General features: G+C 70.0%; 22 protein-coding genes and 6 tRNA genes. 10 read left to right on the plus strand and 18 right to left on the minus strand.

Features of this window, described 5'->3' with window-relative positions; genetic code table 11:
* Nucleotides 1-56 precede the first annotated feature (56 nt).
* Nucleotides 57-713: a potassium channel family protein gene (locus tag ACQEWB_RS08355; RefSeq protein WP_432828627.1), complete on the plus strand. Its 657-nt coding sequence runs from the start codon at nt 57-59 to the stop codon at nt 711-713.
* Between the two features lie 31 nt (nt 714-744).
* Here ACQEWB_RS08355 and thrS read toward each other — a convergent pair whose 3' ends face one another.
* The 3 genes from thrS to ACQEWB_RS08370 form a co-directional block, all read right to left on the minus strand.
* A complete protein-coding gene (gene thrS / locus ACQEWB_RS08360) occupies nt 745-2,721 on the minus strand; it encodes a threonine--tRNA ligase (RefSeq protein WP_432828629.1) in 1,977 nt (658 codons plus the stop codon).
* 120 nt (nt 2,722-2,841) lie between these two features.
* A complete protein-coding gene (locus ACQEWB_RS08365) occupies nt 2,842-4,068 on the minus strand; it encodes a hypothetical protein (RefSeq protein WP_432828631.1) in 1,227 nt (408 codons plus the stop codon).
* Entirely contained in the window at nt 4,065-4,631 is a 567-nt protein-coding gene (locus ACQEWB_RS08370) for a DUF4365 domain-containing protein (protein ID WP_432828633.1), read from the minus strand. Before ACQEWB_RS08370 ends, ACQEWB_RS08365 begins: the two co-directional genes overlap by 4 nt.
* Before the next feature lie 169 nt (nt 4,632-4,800).
* On the opposite strand from ACQEWB_RS08370, the gene ACQEWB_RS08375 reads away from it, so the two are divergent.
* A complete protein-coding gene (locus tag ACQEWB_RS08375; protein WP_432828635.1) occupies nt 4,801-5,526 on the plus strand; it encodes a 3'-5' exonuclease in 726 nt (241 codons plus the stop codon).
* Between the two features lie 79 nt (nt 5,527-5,605).
* On the opposite strand, the gene ACQEWB_RS08380 is transcribed toward ACQEWB_RS08375, so the two are convergent.
* Nucleotides 5,606-5,677 (minus strand) — tRNA-Val (locus ACQEWB_RS08380).
* 39 nt (nt 5,678-5,716) lie between these two features.
* Entirely contained in the window at nt 5,717-6,163 is a 447-nt protein-coding gene (locus ACQEWB_RS08385; protein WP_432828637.1) for an SRPBCC family protein, read from the minus strand.
* An 84-nt stretch (nt 6,164-6,247) separates the two neighbouring features.
* Between ACQEWB_RS08385 and ACQEWB_RS08390 the strand changes: the two genes are divergently transcribed.
* Entirely contained in the window at nt 6,248-8,668 is a 2,421-nt protein-coding gene (locus tag ACQEWB_RS08390) for an SCO7613 C-terminal domain-containing membrane protein (RefSeq protein ID WP_432828639.1), read from the plus strand.
* A gap of 4 nt (nt 8,669-8,672) precedes the next feature.
* Here the strand turns inward: ACQEWB_RS08390 and ACQEWB_RS08395 are convergent, their stop codons facing one another.
* From ACQEWB_RS08395 to ACQEWB_RS08425, 7 genes are all read right to left on the minus strand, one after another.
* A complete protein-coding gene (locus tag ACQEWB_RS08395) occupies nt 8,673-11,411 on the minus strand; it encodes a Tat pathway signal sequence domain protein (RefSeq protein ID WP_432828641.1) in 2,739 nt (912 codons plus the stop codon).
* A gap of 123 nt (nt 11,412-11,534) precedes the next feature.
* Nucleotides 11,535-12,131 (minus strand): hypothetical protein, encoded by a 597-nt coding sequence (locus ACQEWB_RS08400; RefSeq protein ID WP_432828643.1) that lies wholly within the window; start codon nt 12,129-12,131, stop codon nt 11,535-11,537.
* 10 nt (nt 12,132-12,141) lie between these two features.
* Nucleotides 12,142-13,029, minus strand: a complete 888-nt coding sequence (locus ACQEWB_RS08405) for a carbohydrate ABC transporter permease (protein WP_432828645.1) — start codon at nt 13,027-13,029, stop codon at nt 12,142-12,144.
* Nucleotides 13,026-13,991, minus strand: a complete 966-nt coding sequence (locus ACQEWB_RS08410; RefSeq protein WP_432828647.1) for a carbohydrate ABC transporter permease — start codon at nt 13,989-13,991, stop codon at nt 13,026-13,028. The genes ACQEWB_RS08405 and ACQEWB_RS08410 overlap by 4 nt, the downstream gene beginning before the upstream one ends.
* Before the next feature lie 32 nt (nt 13,992-14,023).
* Nucleotides 14,024-15,313 carry an ABC transporter substrate-binding protein gene (locus ACQEWB_RS08415; RefSeq protein ID WP_432828649.1) on the minus strand — a complete coding sequence of 430 codons (1,290 nt, stop codon included), beginning with the start codon at nt 15,311-15,313 and terminating at the stop codon, nt 14,024-14,026.
* 437 nt (nt 15,314-15,750) lie between these two features.
* Nucleotides 15,751-15,822, minus strand: a tRNA-Val gene (locus ACQEWB_RS08420).
* A 65-nt stretch (nt 15,823-15,887) separates the two neighbouring features.
* The gene (locus ACQEWB_RS08425; RefSeq protein ID WP_432828651.1) at nt 15,888-16,352 is read right to left on the minus strand and encodes a TIGR02611 family protein; all 465 of its coding nucleotides are present in this window, start codon (nt 16,350-16,352) and stop codon (nt 15,888-15,890) included.
* A gap of 201 nt (nt 16,353-16,553) precedes the next feature.
* Between ACQEWB_RS08425 and ACQEWB_RS08430 the strand changes: the two genes are divergently transcribed.
* Both ACQEWB_RS08430 and ACQEWB_RS08435 read left to right on the plus strand, forming a co-directional pair.
* On the plus strand, nt 16,554-16,967 hold the full coding sequence (locus ACQEWB_RS08430; protein WP_004002642.1) for an SsgA family sporulation/cell division regulator: 414 nt from the start codon (nt 16,554-16,556) through the stop codon (nt 16,965-16,967).
* 238 nt (nt 16,968-17,205) lie between these two features.
* A complete protein-coding gene (locus ACQEWB_RS08435) occupies nt 17,206-17,766 on the plus strand; it encodes a CGNR zinc finger domain-containing protein (protein ID WP_432828654.1) in 561 nt (186 codons plus the stop codon).
* A 62-nt stretch (nt 17,767-17,828) separates the two neighbouring features.
* Here the strand turns inward: ACQEWB_RS08435 and ACQEWB_RS08440 are convergent, their stop codons facing one another.
* The gene (locus ACQEWB_RS08440) at nt 17,829-17,981 is read right to left on the minus strand and encodes a hypothetical protein (RefSeq protein ID WP_432828656.1); all 153 of its coding nucleotides are present in this window, start codon (nt 17,979-17,981) and stop codon (nt 17,829-17,831) included.
* Nucleotides 17,982-18,135: 154 nt separating this feature from the next.
* Complete coding sequence (locus tag ACQEWB_RS08445; protein ID WP_432843706.1) at nt 18,136-18,579, minus strand: hypothetical protein; 444 nt, start codon at nt 18,577-18,579, stop codon at nt 18,136-18,138.
* A 241-nt stretch (nt 18,580-18,820) separates the two neighbouring features.
* Between ACQEWB_RS08445 and ACQEWB_RS08450 the strand changes: the two genes are divergently transcribed.
* Nucleotides 18,821-19,348 carry a DsbA family protein gene (locus ACQEWB_RS08450; RefSeq protein WP_432828658.1) on the plus strand — a complete coding sequence of 176 codons (528 nt, stop codon included), beginning with the start codon at nt 18,821-18,823 and terminating at the stop codon, nt 19,346-19,348.
* Between the two features lie 3 nt (nt 19,349-19,351).
* Here the strand turns inward: ACQEWB_RS08450 and ACQEWB_RS08455 are convergent, their stop codons facing one another.
* Genes ACQEWB_RS08455 through ACQEWB_RS08465 form a run of 3 tightly spaced genes read right to left on the minus strand, consistent with a single transcriptional unit; the run spans nt 19,352 to nt 22,095 of the window.
* Entirely contained in the window at nt 19,352-20,176 is an 825-nt protein-coding gene (locus tag ACQEWB_RS08455; RefSeq protein ID WP_432828660.1) for a GNAT family N-acetyltransferase, read from the minus strand.
* A gap of 54 nt (nt 20,177-20,230) precedes the next feature.
* A complete protein-coding gene (locus ACQEWB_RS08460; RefSeq protein WP_432828662.1) occupies nt 20,231-21,052 on the minus strand; it encodes an aminotransferase class IV in 822 nt (273 codons plus the stop codon).
* Entirely contained in the window at nt 21,049-22,095 is a 1,047-nt protein-coding gene (locus tag ACQEWB_RS08465; protein ID WP_432828664.1) for a chorismate-binding protein, read from the minus strand. Before ACQEWB_RS08465 ends, ACQEWB_RS08460 begins: the two co-directional genes overlap by 4 nt.
* A 178-nt stretch (nt 22,096-22,273) precedes the next feature.
* Here ACQEWB_RS08465 and ACQEWB_RS08470 point away from each other — a divergent pair.
* From ACQEWB_RS08470 to ACQEWB_RS08485, 4 genes are all read left to right on the plus strand, one after another.
* Nucleotides 22,274-22,346, plus strand: a tRNA-Gly gene (locus ACQEWB_RS08470).
* Between the two features lie 39 nt (nt 22,347-22,385).
* Nucleotides 22,386-22,459 (plus strand) — tRNA-Cys (locus ACQEWB_RS08475).
* Nucleotide 22,460: 1 nt separating this feature from the next.
* Nucleotides 22,461-22,532 (plus strand) — tRNA-Val (locus ACQEWB_RS08480).
* Nucleotides 22,533-22,566: 34 nt separating this feature from the next.
* A tRNA-Val gene (locus ACQEWB_RS08485) sits at nt 22,567-22,638 on the plus strand.
* A gap of 49 nt (nt 22,639-22,687) precedes the next feature.
* Here ACQEWB_RS08485 and ACQEWB_RS08490 read toward each other — a convergent pair.
* Nucleotides 22,688-22,993 (minus strand): zf-TFIIB domain-containing protein, encoded by a 306-nt coding sequence (locus ACQEWB_RS08490; RefSeq protein ID WP_432828666.1) that lies wholly within the window; start codon nt 22,991-22,993, stop codon nt 22,688-22,690.
* Nucleotides 22,994-23,057: the final 64 nt, after the last annotated feature.

Consider the following 23,057-nt stretch of genomic DNA (forward strand, 5'->3'; position numbering starts at 1 on the left):
CGTTCGCGGCGTGTCGGCGGGGTTCCGCGAAAAGCCTGCCGCGCCAAGCTGGGCTCGTGGACGATGACACTCGCAGAGCCCGCTGGGAGCAGCGCACCGAGCTTCCCCTCGCCGTCGCGTCGCTGGCCTTCCTCGCCTCGTACGCGGTCCGCGTCCTGGCGCCCGGTCTGACGGACCCCGTGCAGGACCTGGCCCTCGCGGTACTGCTGGCTTCCTGGGCACTGTTCGCCGTCAACTACGCCGTGCTGTGGCGGCTGAGCGGGCAGGGGCTGCGCTTCGTACGGAAGCACCCGCTGGACGCAGTGGTCGTGATCCTGCCGCTGCTGCGCCCGCTTCGGGTCGTCAAGGTCTACGAGGCCGTGCAACGACGGCACGGCAAACCGCGGCTGGCCCTGCACGCGCGCGTGATCGCCTACTCCGGGCTCGCCACGGTACTGCTCGGCTTCGCCGGCGCCCTCGCCGTCTACCAGCAGGAACGCGGCGCACCGGGAGCGTCCATGAAGACGTTCGGGGACGCCGTCTGGTGGACCTGCGCGACCCTGACGACCGTCGGCTACGGCGACATCACGCCGGTCACGCCGCTGGGCCGGCTGATCGCGGTCGGGATGATGGCCATCGGGCTGGCCCTGCTCGGCGCGGTGACCGGCACCTTCGCCTCGTGGCTGCTACAGGTGTTCGCCCGGGAGGACGACGAGAGGCCCCCGGGAAGCTGAGCTCCCGGAGGCCTCCGTACAGGACGTCGGATCAGACCTGCGCCCGCTCCTCCACGACCTTCACGATCTTCGCGATGGCCTCGTCGAACGGGATGCCGTTCTCCTGCGAGCCGTCGCGGTAGCGGAAGGACACCGAGTTGTTGGACATGTCCTCGTCGCCCGCGATGACCATGAAGGGCACCTTCTGCTTCTGGGCGTTGCGGATCTTCTTCTGCATACGGTCCGAGGAGGAGTCCACCTCGACCCGCAGGCCCTTCTTCTTGGCCTCGGCGGCGAACTTCTCCAGGAACTCGACGTGCGCGTCGCCGATCGGGATGCCGACCGCCTGGACCGGCGCGAGCCACGCCGGGAAGGCGCCCGCGTAGTGCTCCAGGAGGACGGCGAAGAAGCGCTCGATCGAGCCGAAGAGCGCGCGGTGGATCATGACCGGGCGCTGCTTGGAGCCGTCCGGACCCGTGTACTCCAGGTCGAAGCGCTCGGGCAGGTTGAAGTCGAGCTGGATGGTCGACATCTGCCAGGTGCGGCCGATCGCGTCCTTGGTCTGGACGGAGATCTTCGGGCCGTAGAAGGCGGCGCCGCCCGGGTCCGGGACCAGGGGCAGGCCCTGCTTCTCGGCGACCTGGCGGAGCGTCTCGGTCGCCTCCTCCCAGACCTCGTCGGAGCCGACGAACTTCTCCGGGTCCTTGGTGGACAGCTCCAGGTAGAAGTCGGTCAGGCCGTAGTCCCGCAGCAGGCCGAGGACGAAGGTGAGCGTCTTGTCGAGCTCCTCCGACATCTGCTCGCGGGTGCAGTAGATGTGCGCGTCGTCCTGCGTGAAGCCCCGGGCGCGGGTCAGACCGTGCACGACGCCCGACTTCTCGTACCGGTACACGGTCCCGAACTCGAAGAGGCGCAGCGGCAGTTCGCGGTAGGAGCGGCCGCGCGCGTCGAAGATCAGGTTGTGCATCGGGCAGTTCATGGGCTTGAGGTAGTAGTCCACGCCCTCGTCGAGCTGCATGGGCGGGTACATGCCGTCGGCGTACCAGTCCAGGTGCCCGGACGTCTCGAAGAGCTTCCCCTTCGTGGCGTGCGGGGTGTAGACGAACTCGTAGCCCTCCTCCTCGTGCCGACGGCGCGAGTAGTCCTCCATGACCCGGCGGATGATGCCGCCCTTGGGGTGGAAGACGGCGAGGCCGGAGCCGATCTGCTCCGGGATGGAGAACAGGTCGAGCTCGTTGCCCAGCTTGCGGTGGTCGCGCTTCTCGGCCTCGGCGAGGAAGTCGAGGTAGCCCTTGAGCTCGTCCTTCGAGGGCCAGGCGGTGCCGTAGATGCGCTGCAGCATCGGGTTCTTCTCGCTGCTGCGCCAGTAGGCGGCCGCGTTGCGCATCAGCTTGAACGCCGGGATGTTGCGGGTCGAGGGCAGGTGCGGGCCTCGGCAGAGGTCCTTCCAGCACAGCTCGCCGGTCTTGGCGTCCAGGTTGTCGTAGATCGTCAGCTCGCCGGCGCCGACCTCGACGTCCGCGCCGTCGTCGCTGGACGCGGAGCCCTTGAGGCCGATCAGTTCGAGCTTGTAGGGCTCGTTAGCCAGCTCTTCGCGGGCGGCCTCGTCGGTCACCACGCGGCGCGAGAAACGCTGACCGCGCTTCTGGATCTCCTGCATCTTCTTCTCGATGGCCTTGAGATCCTCGGGCGTGAACGGCTTCTCGACGTCGAAGTCGTAGTAGAAGCCGTCCTTGACCGGCGGGCCGATGCCCAGCTTGGCCTCGGGGAAGAGCTCCTGCACGGCCTGCGCCATCACGTGCGCGGTGGAGTGGCGCAGGATGTTGAGGCCGTCCTCGGAGGTGATCTCCACCGGCTCCACGACCTCGCCCTCGGCGGGCGCGTAGGCGAGGTCCTTGAGCTCGCCGGCCACGCGCGCGGCGACGATCGAGCGCTCGCCGGCGAAGAGCTCGGCGGCCGTAGTGCCCGTCGTCACCACGCGCTCTTCCCGCTCGGAATCGCGTTGGATGATCACACGGACGTCTGACACCGGTCTCTCCTGACTGAAGGTGGGTGCGGCGCCATACCAGGAGCGCGCGCAATAGGGGATCGTACCGACCCCGACCCGCCGACCGCGAAACGGTTGCCTTTCGAGAAGGCCGGTCCGGCCTCAGTCGCAGTCGTCCCCGCTGCACGCCTCCTCGAAGAAGTCGAGGTTCTCGTGGAGCGACTTCATCAGCCGGTCCCGCTCCGCCTCGTCCACCTGTATCGGTACGACCCCACAGGCGCCGGTGAGCCGCCGGAAGCCGCCCCGGCTCTCCAGCCGCCCGTGCACGCGCACCGGCAGCCCCACGAGGTGGGCGTGCCCGGCGATGCGGTAGTCCTCCTCGTCCAGGGTGATGCGGACGTGCGGTATCTCGGCCCCGGCGATCACCCGCAGCCGTACGCTGCCGTCCCCGCGCGTCCCCGACCTGCGCAGTCGTACCACCGTGCCGGTGATCCGGACGGGCACGGACGGCTCGTCGCGCAGATAGCGGGCGCCGGCCTCGCGCAGCACGGGCAGGTCGCCCGGCGAGAACTCCACCGGCTCGGTGGTGGCCGCGCCGTCCTCGGGCACGCCGGCCGCGGGGGCCCACTCCACGCCGATCCGGGCGCCCTCGGTGCCGCGCACCAAGGCGATCAGCGCCTCGGTGAGCTCCCGGCTGACGCCTGCCTCGACGGCGCCGTCGAAGGCGTCCATGCCGCCGGTGGCCCGCTGGTAGTCGATGGCCTCGCGGGCGGCGTAAAGGGCCTGGTGGAGGCGTACCGCAAGGGGGCGTCCGGTGCCGACGGGCACGAAGGCGGTCAGGCGGTCGCCGCCGGTCGCGGAGCCGACCAGGACGCTTTCCAGCTGTGCGGCGGCTGCGCGGCGGTGCCGGGCGCCGTAGTAACCGGCACGCGCGCGTGTGGCGAGCGCGGCGGCGAGCAGCATCTGGCGGGCGGCGGTGCGCAGTTGTTCCTCGACGACCCAGTGCGCGGAGTCGGCCGGGCCGGTAGGCACGTCCCGCCACCAGCGGATCTCGTCGCTGGGCACGGCGAGCCCGACCAGCACCTCGCGGGCGGAGGGCGTGCCGCTGCGGGACAGGGCGGTCAGCGCCTCGCCGAGCAGGTCGTCGCTGTCGGGGAAGGCCCGGCTCTCGGGCACCAGCAGGCTCGTGCCGCTGCCGCCGGGCCCGGGTGGGGTCCAGCGGCCGTACCGTCCGGCGGCACCGCCGCGCCGCTGCCAGCCGTGCCGGCGCAGCAGGGCGCTCAGGACGGCGGGATCGACCTCGTCGGGCTCGGGGGGCCGGTGCCAGGCCGCTTCGACGGGATGCGGCCTCACCGGCCGTACTGGCTCCTCCAGGGGGCGGTGCGTCATGGTCTGCCTCCCGTCCCGACCCGCGTCATGATCTCGCACAGCGCTCGGTCGTCGAAGATGCGTGAGGTCGGTATCCGCACGGTGGTCCGGGTCCGTCCGGTGATCGGGTGCCCGGCCAGGTTGACCCAGTAGCAGCAGTGCCGCAGGTCGAGCCGGTCGTGCCCGGCTCTGAGCCACTGGTCCTGGGACCGGGGGACGATCATCACGACCAGGATCTTGTGGACCGAGACCGGGGTGCGCGCGAGCTTGCGCAGGTGGTCGTTGTCCAGCGTGAAGGAGAAGAACCGGCCTGGTGGGTTGGGCGCGAGCTGGTACGTGCACTTCAGCTGCACCTTGATGGTCACCTCGTCGTCGACGGTGTGCCCGGGCGAGCCGTGACTGACGTGCCAGTCGATGCCGTTGTCCGGAAACGGCTGCGACAGCGAGCAGCCGGCCGCCGCGGCGACGGCGTGCAGATATCCCACCTGCAGTGTCTCCATGCAGGCGGTGGTGGCGAGTGAACCGCGAAGGGGGCCCGTACGTTCGGGCAGCAGCCCGCCCCGTTCGGGCTGCGCTATCGCCATGACCAAACAGCCTTCCAAGCCAAGTGAATCCCCGCGTCGGGCCGCTGAACTGCAAAGACCCGTACTCCTGTTGTGTCCTTCCGGCGTAGTGCGCAAACAGCCCGGGTATCACCAAACAGGCAGAAGACGGGACGTCAGCTGCCGTGGGTGAACGAGGAGTTGTGTAGGCATGACGTGCTGGTACGAGGGGCCCCTGGCCGCATTCGACACGGAGACCACGGGCGTTGACGTCGAGACCGACCGGATCGTGTCGGCCGCCGTCGTCGTCCAGGACGCCCCGGGCACCCGGCCCCGGGTGACCCGCTGGCTGGTCAACCCGGGCATGCCGGTGCCGGAGGCGGCGACGGCGGTGCACGGGCTGACGGACGAACACCTTCAGCGGAACGGCCGCTGGCCGGCGCCGGTGATGTACGAGATAGCGGAGGAACTGGCCGAACAGGCCGCGATGACACGCCCGTTGGTCGTGATGAACGCGCCCTTCGACCTGACTCTCCTCGACCGCGAGCTGCGCCGCCATCGCGCCTCCTCGCTCGACGCGTGGTTCGAGGGCCCGCCGCTGCGGGTGCTCGATCCGCGGGTCCTGGACAAACATCTGGACCGCTACCGCAAGGGCCGCCGCACCCTGACCGACCTGTGCGCGCACTACGGCGTGACTCTGGAGGGCGCGCACGACGCGGCGGCCGACGCACTCGCCTCGCTGGATCTCGTACGGGCCCTCGGGCGCCGTTTCGCGGCCCGCCTCGAGCGCCTCTCCCCCGCCGAACTGCACACCCTGCAGACGACCTGGCACGCCGCCCAGGCACGCGGTCTGCAGGCGTGGTTCACCAAGAGCGGCACGCCGGAGACAGTGAACACGGAGTGGCCACTACGACCGGACCTGCCGGCGGCGGCGTAAGATCGGAAGCGTATCCCTGTCACAGGAACACAAAAAGAGCCGGTCCGCATGATGATCATACGAACCGGCTCTTTCCCGGTGGGCGATACTGGGTTCGAACCAGTGACCTCTTCGGTGTGAACGAAGCGCTCTCCCACTGAGCTAATCGCCCGGGAACGGACTGAACAATACAGGCCCCCGCCGGTTTCCTTCAAACCGCTTCGAGGTGGGCCACAAGTCCCCGCCGTCCGGCACTCATCATCAACCGGTGGTTGGCGCGGAACAGCGGTCGCCCCGGCACGGCGAGCCGCCTGAGCAACGGCTTGTTCACGTCGACGACCTGGTCGTAGCGGGCGAGGGTGCCGACCGCGTCCGCGGTGAGGGTCCAGCGCGCCCAGCCGTCGAGGTCGCCGGACATGACGATCTCCAGGACGCCGGCCACGGGATCGCGCCGTACCGCACGCGCCGTGAAGGTGATGTCGTACGGCAGGACCGACCGGATGCGGATGACGCCGGTGGTGTCGTCGACCTTGGTGACCTCGCGGATCTGAGGCCACCAGCGCGGATACTCCTCGGCCCGCTCCAGCACCTCGTACACGGTGGGGAGCGGCGCGGGCAGGGCCCACAGGGTGCGGAAGCGGTAGTGCGTCCAGTCCATGTGGGGAGTCTGCCCGGGATCTGAGTACGTTCTGAGTACCCGCACTCATGTCGCGCGGACGTGACCCGGACCACACTCCGAGGCATGACGCATGTTCCGCCCCCGGCCGAGGAGTTGCGGCTCCTCGACGCCGAGCTGTGGCACCTGGACGCCCGCCGGCTCCAGCTGCTCAACCGCCGCGCCTGGCTGGTCTCGACCCTCCAGTCCGCAGCGCAGCTGCCCGCCCGGCAGGTGCCGCCCGCCCAGCCGCCCCGACCGGAGCCCGCGGCACCCCGCGTGCAGAACATGCTGCTCCTGCTCGGCGGCGTCCTGCTCACCATCGCCGCGATGGTGTTCACGCTGGTCAGCTGGGGACACCTGGGCATCACCGGCCGGGCCCTCGTGCTCGGCGCCCTCACCCTCGCCGTCCTCGCGACCCCGCTGCCGCTGCTGCGCCGCGGGCTGCGCTCGACGGCCGAGTCGGTGGCCGGCCTGGGCCTGGCGCTGACGGCGCTGGACGCGTACGCGCTGCACGAGACCGCGTTCACGGGAACGGACGGTACGGCGTACGCGGCAGCGGCCACGGCAGTGCTGGCCACGGTCTGGGCGGCGTACGACCGCGCCCTGACCGCGACGAGCGGCCCCCTCCGTCTGCCGCTCCCCGCCGCGCTGACGACGGCCCAACTCCCGCTGCTCCTCTGGGCGATCGCCGCCGACGCGGGTGCGTACGGCGTCACGGCCGCGCTCCTCCTGACGGCCGGGCTCGACACGATTGTGGCGCTCCGCGGCACCGCCGGGTCCGTACGATTCGTCGCCGCCCTCGGCGCGTACGGCACGGGCGCGTGGGGCGCACTGACGGCCGGCTGGCTCACCTGGGACGCAGCCGGCCCGAGCGCCGCCGCCCGTGCGGCGGCGCTCCTCACTCTGGCGGCGGCGATCGCCGTGGGGGCGGCCTGGCGAGGAGAAAGCCCGGCCGACGGGGATACGGCGACCAGCGCGAACGGCACCTCCAAGGCCACCGCCGGCGGCGTCGCGGCCGGCGTCAACGCCGTCGCCGGTGGGCTGCTGCTGGTCGCGGCCGTCGGCGGCCTGCTCCGGACGGCGTTGCCCGGCGGCTGGACCGTGCCGGGGTATCTGGCCTGCGGTGTCGCGCTGTTGGGGGCACTGCGGGCGCCCTTGCCCGCGACCGTCCGGCGTGGCTTCGTGCAGGCCTCGGCCGCCGTCCAGGCAGTCGCCGTCGCCTGTGCGCTGCCGCTGGTCAGCGTCGCGCTGCTGGGTCCGCTCGGGTGGACGGGGCGGGCGTGGTCCGGCGTGCCGGCGGACGCCCGGGCCGCGGTGACCGCCGACACGCCATGGCCGCCGCATCCCGCACAGCTGCTGCTCGCGCCGGTGGTCGTGGCCGCCGTACTACTCGTCCTGGCCCGTTCCGAGACCTGGCGCCCGCGAGCCACGACCGGTGCCACGGTCCTCCTCTGGGCGACCGCCATGGCAGTCGCCCCGACCCTCCAACTCCCCTACACCGTAGCCCTGTTGCTGCCGGCGGCAGTCACCGTCGCAACCCTCGCAGCCGCCGCCTTCCGTCCCCGCCCTCTGCTCCCGACCGCCCTCGCCCTGGCCACCTCCGTCGTCCTGGCCTTCCTCGCGCTGCCCTCCGAGGCGGCCACCCTCACCCTGCTGTCCGTCCTCACCGCCCTGTTCGCCACGGCCTCCCTGCGTCCGCACCTCGCCCCGGTCACGGCCCCGACGGCACTCGTCCACGCCACCGCCCTCGCCTGCGCGACGGGGGCGGCGGCGGACTGGTCGCCGCAGTACACGGCCCTGCCGGTCCTGGCGATCCCGGTGGCGGCAGCCCTCCTCGCGCCCCGCCTCGCCCACGCGCGCGTGCCGGTCGAGGTGACGGGCGCAGCCGCCGCGCTCCTCGCCATCGGCCTCGCGGTCACCGACCCTCCGATGCTCGCGCTGGTCCTGGCCCTCTGCGGAGTGATCGCCGCGGGTACAGCCGTACGCCCCGACCGCCGCGCCGTCGGCTACGCGGCAGCCGCCCTCTTCGTCCTCGCCACCTGGGTACGCCTGGCGGCCTGGGACGTCGGCACCCCGGAGGCCTACACGCTCCCGGTCACCATCCCGGCGCTGCTGGTCGGCGCCCTGCGCAGAAGCCGCGCCCCGCAGACCTCGTCCTGGACGGCATACGCCCCCGGACTCACCGCCACCCTGCTGCCGAGCCTCGCCGCGGCCTGGGACGACGTCCACTGGACCCGCCCTCTGCTGCTCGGCACCGCGGCCCTGCTGATCACCGTGCTCGGTGCCCGGCACCGGCTCCAGGCACCCCTCGTGCTCGGCGGCTCGGTCCTCGCCCTGGACGCCCTGCACGAACTCGCCCCGTACTTGGTCCAGATGACCGACACCCTCCCCCGCTGGGTACCTCCCGCACTCGCCGGACTGCTGCTGCTCGCGCTCGGTGCCACCTACGAGCGCCGCATCAGGGACGTCCGACGGGTGCGGGAGGTCCTGGGGCGGATGAACTAGCCCGCTACGACGGCATCTTGTCGCCGAGCAGCGCGAGGTTCTCGATGGCGGCGAGGCCGTAGAGCGCGGTGTCGTTCGTGGACACCCAGCTCGCCTCGCCGCCCGCGACCAGGGCCATGGGACCGCTGACCTTCTCCGTCTTCCACGGTGAGGACTCCATGTACCCGTCCGAGCTGTAGAACTTCGTCCACGCACGCTTGGCCAGCACCGCGTCCCCGGTCTGTACGGCGGCGTACGCGTCGAGCCGCGAGTGCCCCTGGAAGAGCAGCAAGGTCCCGAAGTCCGAGCCGTACCGGGCCTTCTGCTCGGCCTTCGTGGCGTTGAAGAACCGGCAGTAGTCGAAGTACGCCTCGTTGAACTTCGGCATGTCCACCAGGTCGATCAACTCGGCGCACAGCTCGTTGAGTCCGAAGACGGCGGAGAGGTGCGAGACGCCGACCACCGGGGTCGTGGCGACGGCGAACTTCCCGGTGTCGAGGTCGTACAGCCCACTCCCCTGCACAAAGCCGTTGGGCTGCGCGGCGATGCCCTCCATCGTCGACAGCACCCGCGCCCTGGCCTTCTCCCACTTGGGACCCTTGCGTTCCCACTCGGTCAGCCAGGCGGACACCAGCCCGCTCCAGTCCGTGCCGAACCCGACCGACAGCGCGTGCCGGTCCGGTGTGTAGGGATCGGTCCGCACCTTGCGCTGGGGGTCGAGGACGAGGAAGGTCTCGTCGGAGTCGACGTTGGCGTGCATGAGGTCGCCGACGCGCTCGTCCGCGGTGAGGAAGTAGTAGTAGCGCCGGTAGGTGGTGTTGGCGATGCGCTGCTGCTTGGCACTGTCGGCGTAGTGCTGCACGCCGTGCCGCGTACCGAGTCCCGCCCACTGCCCGATGTGGTAGACGTCGACCTCGCCGGTGTGCCGTGTCATCGCCTCGGCGAACCGGAAGACGTCGGACCGGCCGCTTCTGAGGTACGCGAACCACAGCCAGAGGTCCGGCGAGAGCTCGGAGTTGTCCCAGGCGTAACCGCCGATGTCGTAGCGCCACACATGCCGCACCGTGTCGTAGGTGTGCATGATGTCGCCGTAGTCCCAGAAGCCGTACCAACGGCGTTGCTCCACCTGGTCCTTGTAGTAGGTGAAGAGGAAGTCGAGGTGGTCCTCGATCTTCGCCTTGGCCGGCGTGGAACGGTCCGGCTCGGAGTACAGCCCCGGCCCGAACACCTTCGCCTTGATGAGCTGCTTGGGCGGCGCGGCCAGTTGCGGCAACACCCGTACGGCCTCGACCTGCCCGGCCAGGGTCTCCGGGGTCGGCGTCGACTCGTTGGCCCAGAAGAGGAGTTCGGAGGTGCGGGCTATGCCGTACGGCGTCCCGAACTCGGGCTCGTAGTCCTCGTAGGTGATGTTGAGGCCTTCGAGTTGCTCGGCGTACGTGTCCTGGCCCATGCCGTCGTGGTAAAAGCGCAGGTCCATGGGCTGCGCCTCGGGCGACCAGAGCCAGAGGGTGACCTCGGCCGCGTCCGTGTGCGCGTCGCGGATGTCGAGCTGCGCCGGGTACTTCTCCCAGAAGTCCCGCAGCCCGAAGGAGAATCCGCCGCTCGCGCCGCCGACGTAACCGAACCCGGAGGCCCGCTTGCCACCGCCGGCGCCGATCCAGCCGTACCCCTTCTTGGTCCTCTTGCGGAGCGTGAAGCCGTCGGCGGAGAGCTGCGAGAGCGTGTAGTCGCCCCACTCCGGGATGTACTGGAGCCGGGTCGTCACCCGCTGGTCCCAGGTGGCCGGGTCGGGCAGCTTCTGCCCCGCGTACTGCGCCGCCTGCACGGCCGCCCCGGGGTCCCGGCGCAGGCCGGTGATGCCCTTCACGGCCTCCCGCAGCAGGCCGGTGCCCTCGCCGCCGATCCGGATGTGCCGGTCGTACGACTCGTCCCGCATCGGCACGTCGAAGCGCACGCCGAGCCCGCGGATGAAGTCCCCGCTCGCCTTGCCGGGTTCCTGCTTCCCGTCGAAGGTGATGGTGTGCACCATGCGGAAGGAGTCGGCGCCGGCGTAGAAGTACAGCCGGATGGAGAACGGCAGCCAACTCCGTTCTCCCTTGCGGTGCTTGCCGTCGATCCGCACCACCGCCCGCACCGGGCCGTCCTGTTCGACGGTCACCTCCCCAATCGCGCCGTCGAAGCGCTCGGTCTTCACCGCGCCCTGGTCCTCGTCCTCGATCTCGGGCTGGCGGATGAGGACCAGCCGCCCGTTCCTGGCGATCTCGGTCGAGCCGCGGGTGACGGAAGTGACGATGGTCGAGCCGTTCTTGCCGATCTTCGCCGTGATCACGCCGGTCGACACGTCGATCGTGCTGCCGGTCTTGTCGACGGTGACCTTCCGGGCGGGCTCGGCCGCTTCACCGGCGGCGAGGGTGAGCTTGCCGTTGCCCGAACTCACCGCGTGCGCCGACCACTTGAGAGATCCGTCCGGCCAGTAGGCGATCGGCCAGGACTGTACGGGTACGTCCTTGCCGTCGGCGTCCGAGACCGCGAAGGCCTGGTCGGCCTGGTACACGCCCTTCGGCCAGGGCACGCCCACGGTCGAACCGGGCGCGGCGCCCAGACCGCCGTCCTCCAGCCAGTCCAGGGTCACCGGATCGGCGTCGGCGGCCTCGGCTCTCGGCGCGGCCTGCGCCTCCTTGGCTCCTGGCGCCCAGCTGAACTGCGCGGCGGCTCCGGCGACGGCGGCGGCCTTGAGGAGGGACCTGCGGGGGATGGGAGACATGAGAGTTCGGCCTTTCCTTTCCATTGCGGATGGTCAGGGGCATGACAGAGGGGAGGAGCACTCGGTGTCATGTCACATATCACTGACTGATCAGTGATATGTGACATGGCACTGATCTGACGCTCACCGACGCCGCTGCCGCTCCTCCACAGCAACACCACCCGCCACGACAGCCCCCAGCACGGGAACCGCGAGCGGCGCGACGAACCAGGCGGACAGGGCCACCACGGCCAGCCCGCCGATGATCAGGAAGGACCCGGCGGGGTCGAGGACGGTACGGCGGCCGGCGGTGGCGAGCAGCGCCCGCCACCGCTCCCCCGGCGTCCATACCGCCGCCGCACGCAGCCCGGCGACGGCGACGCCGATCAGCGCGAACAGCCCGACGGCCCCGACGAAGGGCCCGCCCGGTATCCCGGCGCGCACGGCCTGGACGTCCACCCAGGCCACCGCCACCGCGACCCACCCGCCGAGTCCGACGACCCACCCGCCGCGCACCGCCGTACGGAAGTCGGCGACGAACTCCCGCCACCCACCGCCCTGATGGGCCGTCCGCCGCCGCAGGTGCCGGGCGCCCGCGGCGAAGGCCGCCGGGTAGGTGATCACGCCCAAGGAGGCGACCGCGATCCACACGCCGGTCAGCAGACACTCGGCGAACACGGCGAACCGTTCCGCCAGGACGGACTCGGATTGTCTACGTGCCTTCACCCGCGCCTGGGCCATGACGACCGCCTCAGCCCTTCAGTCCGGAGGTCGCCATTCCGTCGATCAGATAGCGCTGGAAGGCGAGGAAGAACAGGAGTACGGGCAGCAGCGCCACCAGCGACATCGCGATGAGGCCGCCGTAGTTGGCGGCGACGCCGTCGGAGTCGCGGAACATCATCATGCCGAGGGAGACGGTGTACTTGCCGGGCTCGTTGAGGTAGATCAGCGGGCCCATGAAGTCGTTCCAGGCGTTGATGAAGGTGAAGATGGCGCTGGTGATGAGCGCGGGCCGGCACAGCGGCAGCACGATCGACCAGTAGATCCGGAAGTGGCCGCAGCCGTCGATACGCGCGGCCTCGTCCAGTTCCCTCGGCAGGTTGCGCATGAACTGCACCATGAGGAAGACGAAGAAGGCCTCCGTCGCCAGGTACTTGCCGAGCAGCAGCGGCACATAGGTGTTGATCAGTTCCATCTTCTGGAACATCACGTACTGCGGGATGAGCAGCACGTGGTACGGCAGCAGGAGCGTGCCGATCATCAGGGAGAACAGCAGGTTCCGGCCGGTGAACCTGATCTTGGCGAAGGCGTACGCCGTCAGGGAGCAGGAGATCAGGATGCCGACGACGGCGCCGTCGGCGTAGAAGAGGGAGTTCTGGAAGAAGGTCCAGATGGAGATGTCGGCGATGCCGTCGGCCAGGCCCTTGAAGTTCGCCAGGATCGGGTGGGACGGGAACAGCTGGAGGCTGTTGATGATGTCCTTGCTGGGCTTGAAGGACGCGCCGAGCACCCAGAGAACGGGATAGAGGACGACCGCCAGGACCAGCAGCGAGCCGATGTGCCAGACGAGCGAGCCGGTCCGCTTCCGGTTCAGGGCCAGGGGTTTGGTCGTGGTCGGCCTTGTGGTGGTCGCGCTCATCGGGCGCCCTCCGTGTCGTTCTCGTAGTGCACCCACTTCTTCTGCGACCAGAACAGGACGGCGGTCACCAGGGCCACGGCGAGCAGCAGCATCCAGGCCATCGCGGAGGCGAAGCCCATCTGGGCGTTCTTGAAGCCCTGTTGGTACAGGTAGCAGGTGTAGACGAGCGTGCTGTCGGCCGGACCGCAGTAGGTGTTGGAGACGACGTAGGCCGAGCCGAAGATCTGGAAGGAGTGGATGGTCTCCAGCAGGATGTTGAAGAAGAGCACCGGCGAGATCATCGGCAGCGTGATGTTCCAGAAGCGCCGGAAGGGTCCGGCTCCGTCCATCTCGGCCGCCTCGTAGAGCTCCCTGGGCACCTGCTTGAGTCCGGCCAGGAAGATGACCATGGGCGCGCCGAACTGCCAGACGGTGAGCGCGACCAGGCAGTAGAGGATCCAGTCGGGGTTGCCGACCCAGCCGCCCGCGTGGATGCCGACGGCGGAGAGCGTACGGTCCACGATGGCGTCGTCGGAGAAGATCGACCGCCAGACGAAGGCGACCGAGACGCTCGCGCCGATGAGCGAGGGGGCGTAGAACGCGGCCCGGTAGAAGGCCTGTCCGCGTCGGCTCTGGGAGAGCAGGAGGGCGACGCCGAGGGCGAGCAGCAGCTTGAGGGGCGTGCCGATGATGACGTACTTGGCCGTCACCTGGACCGACTTCTGCCACCGCGGGTCGTCGAACATCTTGGTGAAGTTGTCGAGCCCGATCCACTTGGGGCTGTTGAAGAGGTTGTAGTCGGTGAAGGCGAAGTAGAGCGAGGCGACCATGGGGCCCGCGGTCAGGAGCAGGAAGCCCGCGATCCACGGGGACATGAAGAGGTAGCCGGCGAGGTTCTCCCGGCGGCCCCGCCGCTTGACGGCGGCGGGGGCGGCGGAGCGGACCTTCCGGGTGGCGGGCGGTGAGTCCTTGACGAGCGTCACGGTGCTTCCCAATCGGTTCCGGTGAGGTCCGTTCAGGCCTGGAAGGCGGCCTGCGACTCGTCGAAGAACTGCTTCACCGCGTCGGAGACCTTGGACTTGCCCAGGGCGAGGTCGCCGCCGATGCGCAGGAAGGCGGCCTCGATGGTGTCCGCGCCGGAGGGGTGCGGGGTGATCGTGCCGAGGACGCCGGCCTTGGCGGTGTCGGTCTCGTACTGCGCGATCTCCTTGTTGACGGTGTCCGTCGGATTGAAGGCCTCGTACTGCTCGGTGCTGGCGAGGATGCCGCGGTCGTAGCCCATGATCTTGCCGACCTCGGGGTCGTGGACCATGAAGTTGATGAACTGGGCGACTTCCTTGGGGTGCTGGGTGCGCGCGGAGCCGCTCAGCATCAGGGAGGCGAGGTACTGGCCGGTGTGCTTGCCGTCCATGGTCGGGATCGGCGCGAGGCCGTATTCGCTGTCGCCCTCGGCCGAGTAGCGGACGGTGAAGTTGTCCCAGGTGAATTCCGAGGCCCCGTGCCCGGCGGAGAGCGAGGACTTGGGCCGGTCCTGCGCGACGATCTTCGGGTCGGTGATGATGCCGGCCTTCGCGCGGTTGTAACCGTCCTGCCACCACTCCGTCAGATCGGCCTTGTCGAAGCCCAGGCCGTCCTTGGTGTAGAAGGCCTTTCCGTTCTGCCGCAGGTAGAGGTCGTACAGGTACATGATGCTGAAGTAGCCCGTGTCCCCGGGGACCTTGGTCTTGTCGTGGATGGTCTTGAGGGCCTTGAAGTACTCGTCCCAGGTCCAGCCGGTCTGCGGATCGACGCCCGCCTTCTGGAAGACCTTCTTGTCGATGACCAGCGCCATGGTGTTGGAGCCGACCGGGACGCCGAGCTGCTTGCCGTCGACCTCGCCGACCTTGGTGACGCCGGCGCGGAAGTCGTCGAGGCTGAGATTGCCGGCGTCGATCTGCGACTTGAGGTCGAGCAGAACGCTTCTCTTGTCGTACTTCCTAAGGAATGTGACGGCGTTTTGGAAAACGTCCGGGGGATTTCCGCCCGAGGCCTGCGTCTGGAACTTCTCCCAGAAAGAGACGTAGTCCTGGAAGTCCGTCTTCACCTTGATCTTCGGGTACTTCTTCTCGAAGAGCTTGATGGTCTGGTTGATCTTCTTGGCGCGCTCGTCGGCTCCCCACCACGAGTAACGGATCGTCACCGTCCCGTCGGCGGACGTCCCGCTGTTCCCCCCGCACCCGGTCGTCGCGGCCAGCCCCAGCGTGGCCGCTCCGGCTCCGGCGGCCTTGAGGATCGTACGCCTCTCAACATTCCTGCTGGTTCCCACAGTCGGGCCCTCCCCGGCATCGTCGCCGCCTGCATGAATCGTTTCAAGTAAGCGCTTGCTGGCACAAGTTACGGAGGGCCTCGGGGTGCGTCAATGATTCGGACAGGAATTTCTTGTGGCTCAGCTGAGCGGCCGGGCTGCGCGGGAAGGCGGAGCGGCGCGACGGGCTCGGCGAACCAGCAGGTGAGAGAGGCGTGGCCGGTCGGCCGAACAAGAGGCAGCCTGTCGGGCGGGGGTGCCGCACGGCCCAGATTGGTTCCGGCGTCCGGGAGTTGACAGGGTGTCCGGTGAGGGGAAGCGGGGCGTGGTCGAACGCGGTCGGCGGCTCCCGGGCGCCGTGCGCGGCACACACCGGCGCACCCTCACGACGAGCCAGGCAGCCGCACAACACGACAACGGCCCACCTGCACTGATGCAGATGGGCCGCCATATCCGGGTGGGCGATACTGGGTTCGAACCAGTGACCTCTTCGGTGTGAACGAAGCGCTCTCCCACTGAGCTAATCGCCCGGACGCAGGAAGAACATTACCCCATGTCAGGGGGTGCCTCCGCACTCCCCGCACGGATCAGCGGATCACTGGTCCTCGATCTTCCAGGGCATCACGAAGCCGAACTTCCAGAGGTAGACGCCGACCAGGACGGCCACGATCGTCAGGCCGATCGCCGTCAGCGTGATGTTGCGGCGCCGCACCTTGGGGTCGAGGGCCTTCTGTGCCGCCTCGGTGACCTTGCGTTTGGTCCAGCGGAGCACCAGCTGGGCCCAGACGAACTCGGTCGCCCAGATCGCCATGCCGCCGAAGATCACGACCCAGCCCGGTCCGGGCAGGGGCAGCATGACGATGCCGGCCGCCACGACCGCGAGACCGATGACGAAGACGCCGACCTGCCAGCTCAGATGCAGTGCGCGACGCCGCTTGACGAACTCCGGCGCCCTGGAGCCGAGCGGCTGTTCACTCCCCGCCCCGTCCGGCTTCGCCTCTTCCGATGCCACGGCGACCTCGCCCGACGCCCCTTCGGTCCCGCTACTCCCCGTATTCATACGGCCAAACTTTACCTTACTTTACCGAGCGGAAACCAGTCACCGGAATGGCCGTAGGGTGCGAAGGGCCCCTCGGCCGGAAGAGTTACGTAAAGACACGCAAAACACTCAGAGGGGTTTACAACGGCACCGTAGGTGGCATGTCGATTTCGCCGACGTGCGAATCCCCGAGCGCACACTGAGCGAAAGGCCCTGGCGCTTATGAACACCACGGTCAGCTGCGAGCTGCACCTGCGCCTCGTTGTGTCGAGCGAGTCCTCCCTGCCTGTCCCCGCAGGCCTGCGGTACGACACGGCCGACCCCTACGCCGTGCACGCCACCTTCCACACCGGAGCCGAGGAGACCGTCGAGTGGGTGTTCGCCCGCGACCTCCTCGCGGAAGGCCTGCACCGGCCGACCGGCACCGGCGACGTCCGTGTCTGGCCCTCGCGCAGTCACGGTCAGGGCGTCGTGTGCATCGCCCTGAGCTCTCCTGAGGGCGAGGCCCTGCTGGAAGCCCCGGCGCGAGCCCTGGAGTCCTTCCTGAAGCGGACGGACGCCGCCGTGCCTCCGGGCACGGAGCACCGGCACTTCGATCTCGATCAGGAGCTCTCGCACATCTTGGCGGAGAGCTGAGGGCGAGGCCCCACAAGCCGCCCGGCGCCGTCGACTCGGGGTGACGGCTCGGGCCAGGACAACCGCATAGGGAACATGCCGACGCCGTCCCGCACCGGGACGGCGTCGGCACGTCCGCGTCCGCAGCGCTGCGGGACGGACCGTGCCGGGGTCGTGATCCGCCCCGCCCCGGCGAAACCAATTACCATCGGCCAGCATCGGCGGGCTTGCGCCCGACCCACAGGCCAGGGAGCGAAACGTGCTGATCACCCACGACACCCGGTGCGCACTCGACACCGTGGTGGATCTGGTGAACACCGCACCGGAGGACGACACCACGCCGGACGGACTGCTGGACGTCGCGGCTCTGGCGGATTTCGTACGAAACCACGAAGTCAGCGATGTCGGGGCACTGTCGGAGTTCGACCTGTCCGCCGTGCGGAAGATCCGCGGGCGGTTCGCCTCGGTCTTCGCGGCGCCCGACGCCCGGAGCGCGGCCGCGCTGATCAACGAGCTGGTCGCCGCGGCGGGCACCACGCCCCGCCTCACCGACCACGACGGCTACGACTGGCATGTGCACTACTTCGCACCCGGCGCCTCCCTCGCCGATCACCTTGCGGCCGACTGCGGGATGGCGCTGGCCTTCTTCGTGGTCGCCGGTGAGCAGGAGCGACTGCGCCGCTGTGAGGCGCCGGACTGCCGGCGCGCCTTCGTCGACCTGTCCCGCAACCGCTCGCGGCGGTACTGCGACAGCCGGACCTGCGGGAACCGGCTGCATGTGGCCGCGTACCGGGCGCGGCGCAAGGAGGCCGCGGGCTGACACGGCCCGGGGCGGCGTCGACGTGATCCCCGACGGGTGGCGTCGGGGATCACGGGTACGGCTCACAGCATCAGCAGGTCGTGCAACGAGGCCATGAGCAGCAGACACCCGATCACCGCAAGGAAGATCATCAGCGGTGGCTGGGAAAGGGCGAAGAGGCACCCGCGCGGCTCGTCCTTCGGCGGCGCGGTCTCGCCTTGTGTCGTGTCCAGCATCTCGCGGCGATGATGGCGCAGACAGGACACCCGGCGCGATCAACACGCCCGGAATGAGCGGGAGTTCGCCGAATTCCGTGATGTCCGGTTCGGGTCGTGATCACTTCGGAACGGCGCGATGATCCACTGTGTCGTTTCACTCGTCATGCGCTGGTCATATGCCGTGCTTCTTCAGGATCGCCTCGATGTCGCTGAAGTCCTCGCCGGAGCCGGAGCGGGGCGCGGTCGCGGGCCGGGTCGCCGCTCGGGTACCCGGACCGAGCGAGGGTGCCGAAGCCGTGGGGGCCACCGCTCCGCGCTCGGCCGCGGCCCTGGCCTCCCTGCGCTCCTTGCGGGTGCCGCCGCGGCGGCGCTCCACCGCGCGCGTGCTGGAGAGCAGCAGCCAGGCCGCGCCGAGCACGCCGAAGCCGGCCCAGGCCACCGGGCTGAAGGCGGTGTCCGCCAGCCACTGCACGGTCCCGGTCATCACCAGGCCGAGGGGCACGAGTGAGTAGGCCGCGATACGGGCGGCCTTGAGGAAGCGCTTGCGGTACGCCGTGACCGCCGCGATGCCCAGGCCGGCCGCGGCGACGGCGGAGCAGACTGTCTCGGCGATCATCCGGTCCTCCAGGCAGGGCTTGGCGAGCAGGGCACTTTTCGTCCCTTCCATCCTGCACCGCCCGGACCCCGACGGGCCATGCCTCGGGAGGACATCAGGGACATCTCCGGGTCGGCTCCTCCGCAGGTGCCGGTCCCGCGCCCACCCCTGGGTGTGGATCAGGGGCACCGGCGCAGGTCACCCGCGAGGTGCCCGCCGCCTTCGGTTGGGTCGCCCCCGCCCGACCTGGGAGACTGACCGCATGAGCGACTCCTCCCCCGTGCCCACCGCCGCGCCCGTCCTCGAGGTCTGGTGCGAACTCCAGTGCCCGGACTGCCGCGGCGCCCTGGCCGACCTGAGCGCCCTGCGCGCCCGCTACGGCGACCGGCTGGAACTGCGGCTGCGGCACTTCCCGCTGGAGAAGCACAAGCACGCCTTCGCCGCCGCGCAGGCCGCCGAGGAGGCCCTCGAACAGGGCAAGGGCTGGGAGTACGTCGAGGCCGTCCTCGGCCGGGTCGAGGAGCTGGACCGCAAGGGAGAACCCCTCCTGGTCGAGGTGGCCGGTGAACTCGGCCTGGACGCCGAGGAGTTCGACACCGCGCTGATCGACGGCCGGCACATCCTGATCGTCGACGCCGACCAGGCCGAGGGCAAGGCGATCGGCGTGACCGGCACGCCGACGTACGTCATCGGCGGGGAGCGGCTGGACGGCGGGAAGAGCCAGGAGGGGCTGCGGGAGCGGATCGCGGAGATCGCGGACCGGCTGCTGGCCGAGGCCGAAGGGGCCTGAGCCTCAGAGGAGTTCCTTGACCAGGTTGTGGTCGGTGGTCTCGTAGCCGAGGGACTCGTAGAGCCGTTCGGCGGGGGTGTTGTCGGCGAAGACGTGCAGGGCGATACGGTCCTTGCCGCCCTCGGCTCCCTGGGCCTCCGCCAGCAGCATCAACGTACGGCCGTGTCCGCGCCCCCGATGGCCCTCGTGGACCTCGACGTTGAGCACGTAGGCCATGTCGGGCCACAGCCCCAGCCACAGGGTGCCGGCCGGTTCGCCGTCGTGCTCCAGGACGCTGATCTGAGTGTTCTCGGTCGCCAGGCCGTCCGGCAGCCACCGGGCGTGCCCCTGCTTCGCCTTGGCCTCCGCCTCCGCTCGGGGCACGCCCCGGTCGATCAGGCTCTGCGCGAAGCGCTGACCGTCCTCCGCCAGCCAGGGGCCGAACTCGGCCTCGGTCATCGGCCGGGCGAGGCTCCCGGCCGGCAGTACCGGCACGGGTCCGTCCAGCCGCTTGGCCATGTTGCGGCTGCGCGGGACGTACCCGAGCGCCGTGGCGAGCCGGAGCGCGGCCTCGGCACCACCCGGCACGGACACCTCGATACGCCGGCAGCCCCAGCCCCGTACGACCTCCTCCGCGGCGAGCGCGGCCACCGTGCCGCGGCCCCGCCCGCGGTCCGGCTCCTCGATGTGCAGCTCGGTGAGACGGGCCACGCCCAGGCCGTACTCGGGGTGTGTGGCGAGGTGTATCCCGCCCACGGGACGGCTGTTCACGCACACTCGGTAGCGGCGCGACCGCGTCCCGTCGGCGTTGTGCTGGAGCGGCTCGGTCGGCCGCAGGGTCGTCGTCATCAGGGGTGTTCTACCCGCCGTACCCACCCATGTCAGCCAGTTTTTTCCGGGCGGCTACGGATCCAGGTCGTCCCCGGAACGCTCGTCGAAGATCCGCATGGCCTTGGCGGTCACCGGGCCCGGTGCGCCGGGCAGTTCGCGGTCGTCGACGCGGTGGACCGCCTGTACGTCGCGCAGGGTGGAGGTGAGGAAGACCTCGTCCGCGCGCTCCAGGACGTCCAGCGGCAGGTCGGTCTCCCTGGCGCCGGTCCACTCGACCGTCAGCGCGCGGGTGATGCCCGCGAGGCAGCCGGAGGCGACCGGCGGGGTGTGGATCTCGCCGTCGAGGACGACGAAGACGTTGGAGCCGGTGCCCTCGCAGAGTTGGCCGACCGTGTTCGCGAACAGGGCCTCGGAGCCGCCGTGTTGGTGGGCGCGGGCGAGAGCGACGACGTTCTCGGCGTACGAAGTCGTCTTCAGGCCGGTGAGGGCGCCGCGCTCGTTGCGGGTCCACGGGACCGTGATGACGGCCGTGGAGTCGGGGCGGCGGGTGGTCTCGCCGAGGGCGACCACGAGGGTTGGGCCGTGCTCGCCGCGGTCGGAGCCGAGGGGGCCGTGGCCGCCGGTGTAGGTGATGCGCAGGCGGCCGAGCGGCATCGGGTTGGCCGCCAGGACGGCGGCACAGGCGCGGCGGACCTCGTCGTGGTCGGGGTCGGGCAGGCCGAGGCCGCGCGCCGAGCGGGTCAGCCGGTCCAGGTGCCGGGTCAGCGCGAACGTCTTCCCGTCCGTCGCCTTCACCGTCTCGAAGATGCCGTCGCCCACGGTCAGTCCGTGGTCGAAGACGGAGACACGGGCGGACTCGATGTCCTGCAACCCGCCGTCGAGCCAGATCTTCACGTCGTCAGTCCCTCTCCACTCACCTCGTACGTGCCTGACGCTACCGCGAGCAGCCGGGACGCCTTCAGCTCGGTCTCCCGCCACTCCGCCTCGGGGTCGGAGCCCCAGGTGATGCCGGCGCCGGTGCCGAAGCGGAGCTCCCCGGCCGCGCGGTCGATCCAGAACGTGCGGATGCCGACGGCCAGCTCGCCGGTTCCCCGGTCGGCGTCGACCCAGCCGATGCCGCCGCAGTACGGGCCGCGGGGCGCCGCCTCCAGGGCGTCGATGATCCGCAGCGCGCTGGACTTGGGCGCTCCGGTGACCGAGCCGGGCGGGAAGGCCGCGTCGAGCAGCTCGGGCCAGCCGGCGCCGTCGCGCAGCTCGCCGCGGACCGTGGAGACGAGGTGGACGAGGCCGGGGTGCTTCTCGACGGCGCACAGGTCGGGGACGGTGACGCTGCCGGTGGCGCAGACCCGCCCGATGTCGTTGCGGACCAGGTCCACGATCATCACGTTCTCGGCGTAGTCCTTCTCCAGCAGGTCGGCCTCGGTGCGCCCGGTGCCCTTGATCGGCCCGGACTCGACGATCCGCCCGTCGCGGCGCAGGAAGAGCTCGGGCGAGGCGGTCGCGATCTCGACACCGTGCCCGGGCAGCCGGATCGTTCCTGCGTACGGCGCCGGGTTGCCGCGGGCCAGCAGCGCGGTCAGGGCGTCCACGTCGGCGTCCGGCGCCACGGGCGCGGTGAGGACCCTGCAGAGGTTCGCCTGGTAGACCTCGCCGGCCGCGATGTGCTCGCGGATCCGGCGCACGCCTGCCGTGTACGCGGCGCGGTCGAGGGACGACGTCCAGTCACCGGCGGCGGGACCGTGCCACTCCCCCGGCACCGGAGCGGGTACGGGCTCTTCCCGTACGTCCCCGAAGCGCGCGCAGGTCAGTCGGCCCTCGAAGTCCGCGGCGACGGCCCAGAAGCCGGCGGAGTCCAGGGCCGCGGGATCGCTGGTGACGTCGAGGAGGCCGGTGGCGACGCGGGGGCCGAAGCGGGCGAGGGGAGGGAGGTCGTGCACGCGGTCGAGTCTATGGCGGGTGTCCGAAAGGTGACCTCCGCATGTCCCGGCGTCCGCCCTGGCCACGCCCGTGAGCAGGCGCAGCGCAGCACGCTGCGCAAACGCGTTTTTGTACTGGCCCCGGAATCCGCTAGAGTTCAACACGTCGCCGGGCCGCGAGAGCGGAACGAAACGACAAGCGGACGTAGCTCAGTTGGTAGAGCGCAACCTTGCCAAGGTTGAGGTCGCGAGTTCGAGCCTCGTCGTCCGCTCGATGGAAACAGGGGATCTTCCCGAGCCCCTGCACTCCTGGTGGAGTGGCCGAGAGGCGAGGCAACGGCCTGCAAAGCCGTCTACACGGGTTCAAATCCCGTCTCCACCTCCAAGGACGATTAGCTCAGCGGGAGAGCGCTTCCCTGACACGGAAGAGGTCACTGGTTCAATCCCAGTATCGTCCACTGGATCTTCGAGAGATCTTCGATGGTCCGACCCGCGCGATTAGCTCAGCGGGAGAGCGCTTCCCTGACACGGAAGAGGTCACTGGTTCAATCCCAGTATCGCGCACACACCGAAGCCCCCGGCCCTGCGGCCGGGGGCTTCCTCGTGGTTCCGGTCAGCTGGAGAACAGCATGTGGCCGAAGCTCTTGTGGCGGTGGTGACCGCCGTGGTGGCCGCCGTAGTGACCACCGCCGTGGCCGCCGCCGTGCTGGGCGCCCCAGGCGGGCGCGGGCGGGGCCGGGTACGCCTGCGGGGCGCCCGGGGGCGGCGGCGCGGGCTGGGACCACTGGGACTCCACACGGGTCAGCGCCTCCAGCTCGCCGTAGTCGAGAAAGATCCCGCGGCAGCCGCTGCACTGCTCGATCTGGACGCCGTTTCGGTTGTACGTGTGCATCGGCGCATGGCACTTCGGACACTGCATCGTCGGCTCAACTCCTCGCCCGTCGGTCCTGCTTCGCGTTTCGCCAGGACAGACTCTGTCCGGC

It is taken from the genome of Streptomyces sp. CA-249302, assembly GCF_050936785.1.
GTDB lineage: Bacteria > Actinomycetota > Actinomycetes > Streptomycetales > Streptomycetaceae > Streptomyces.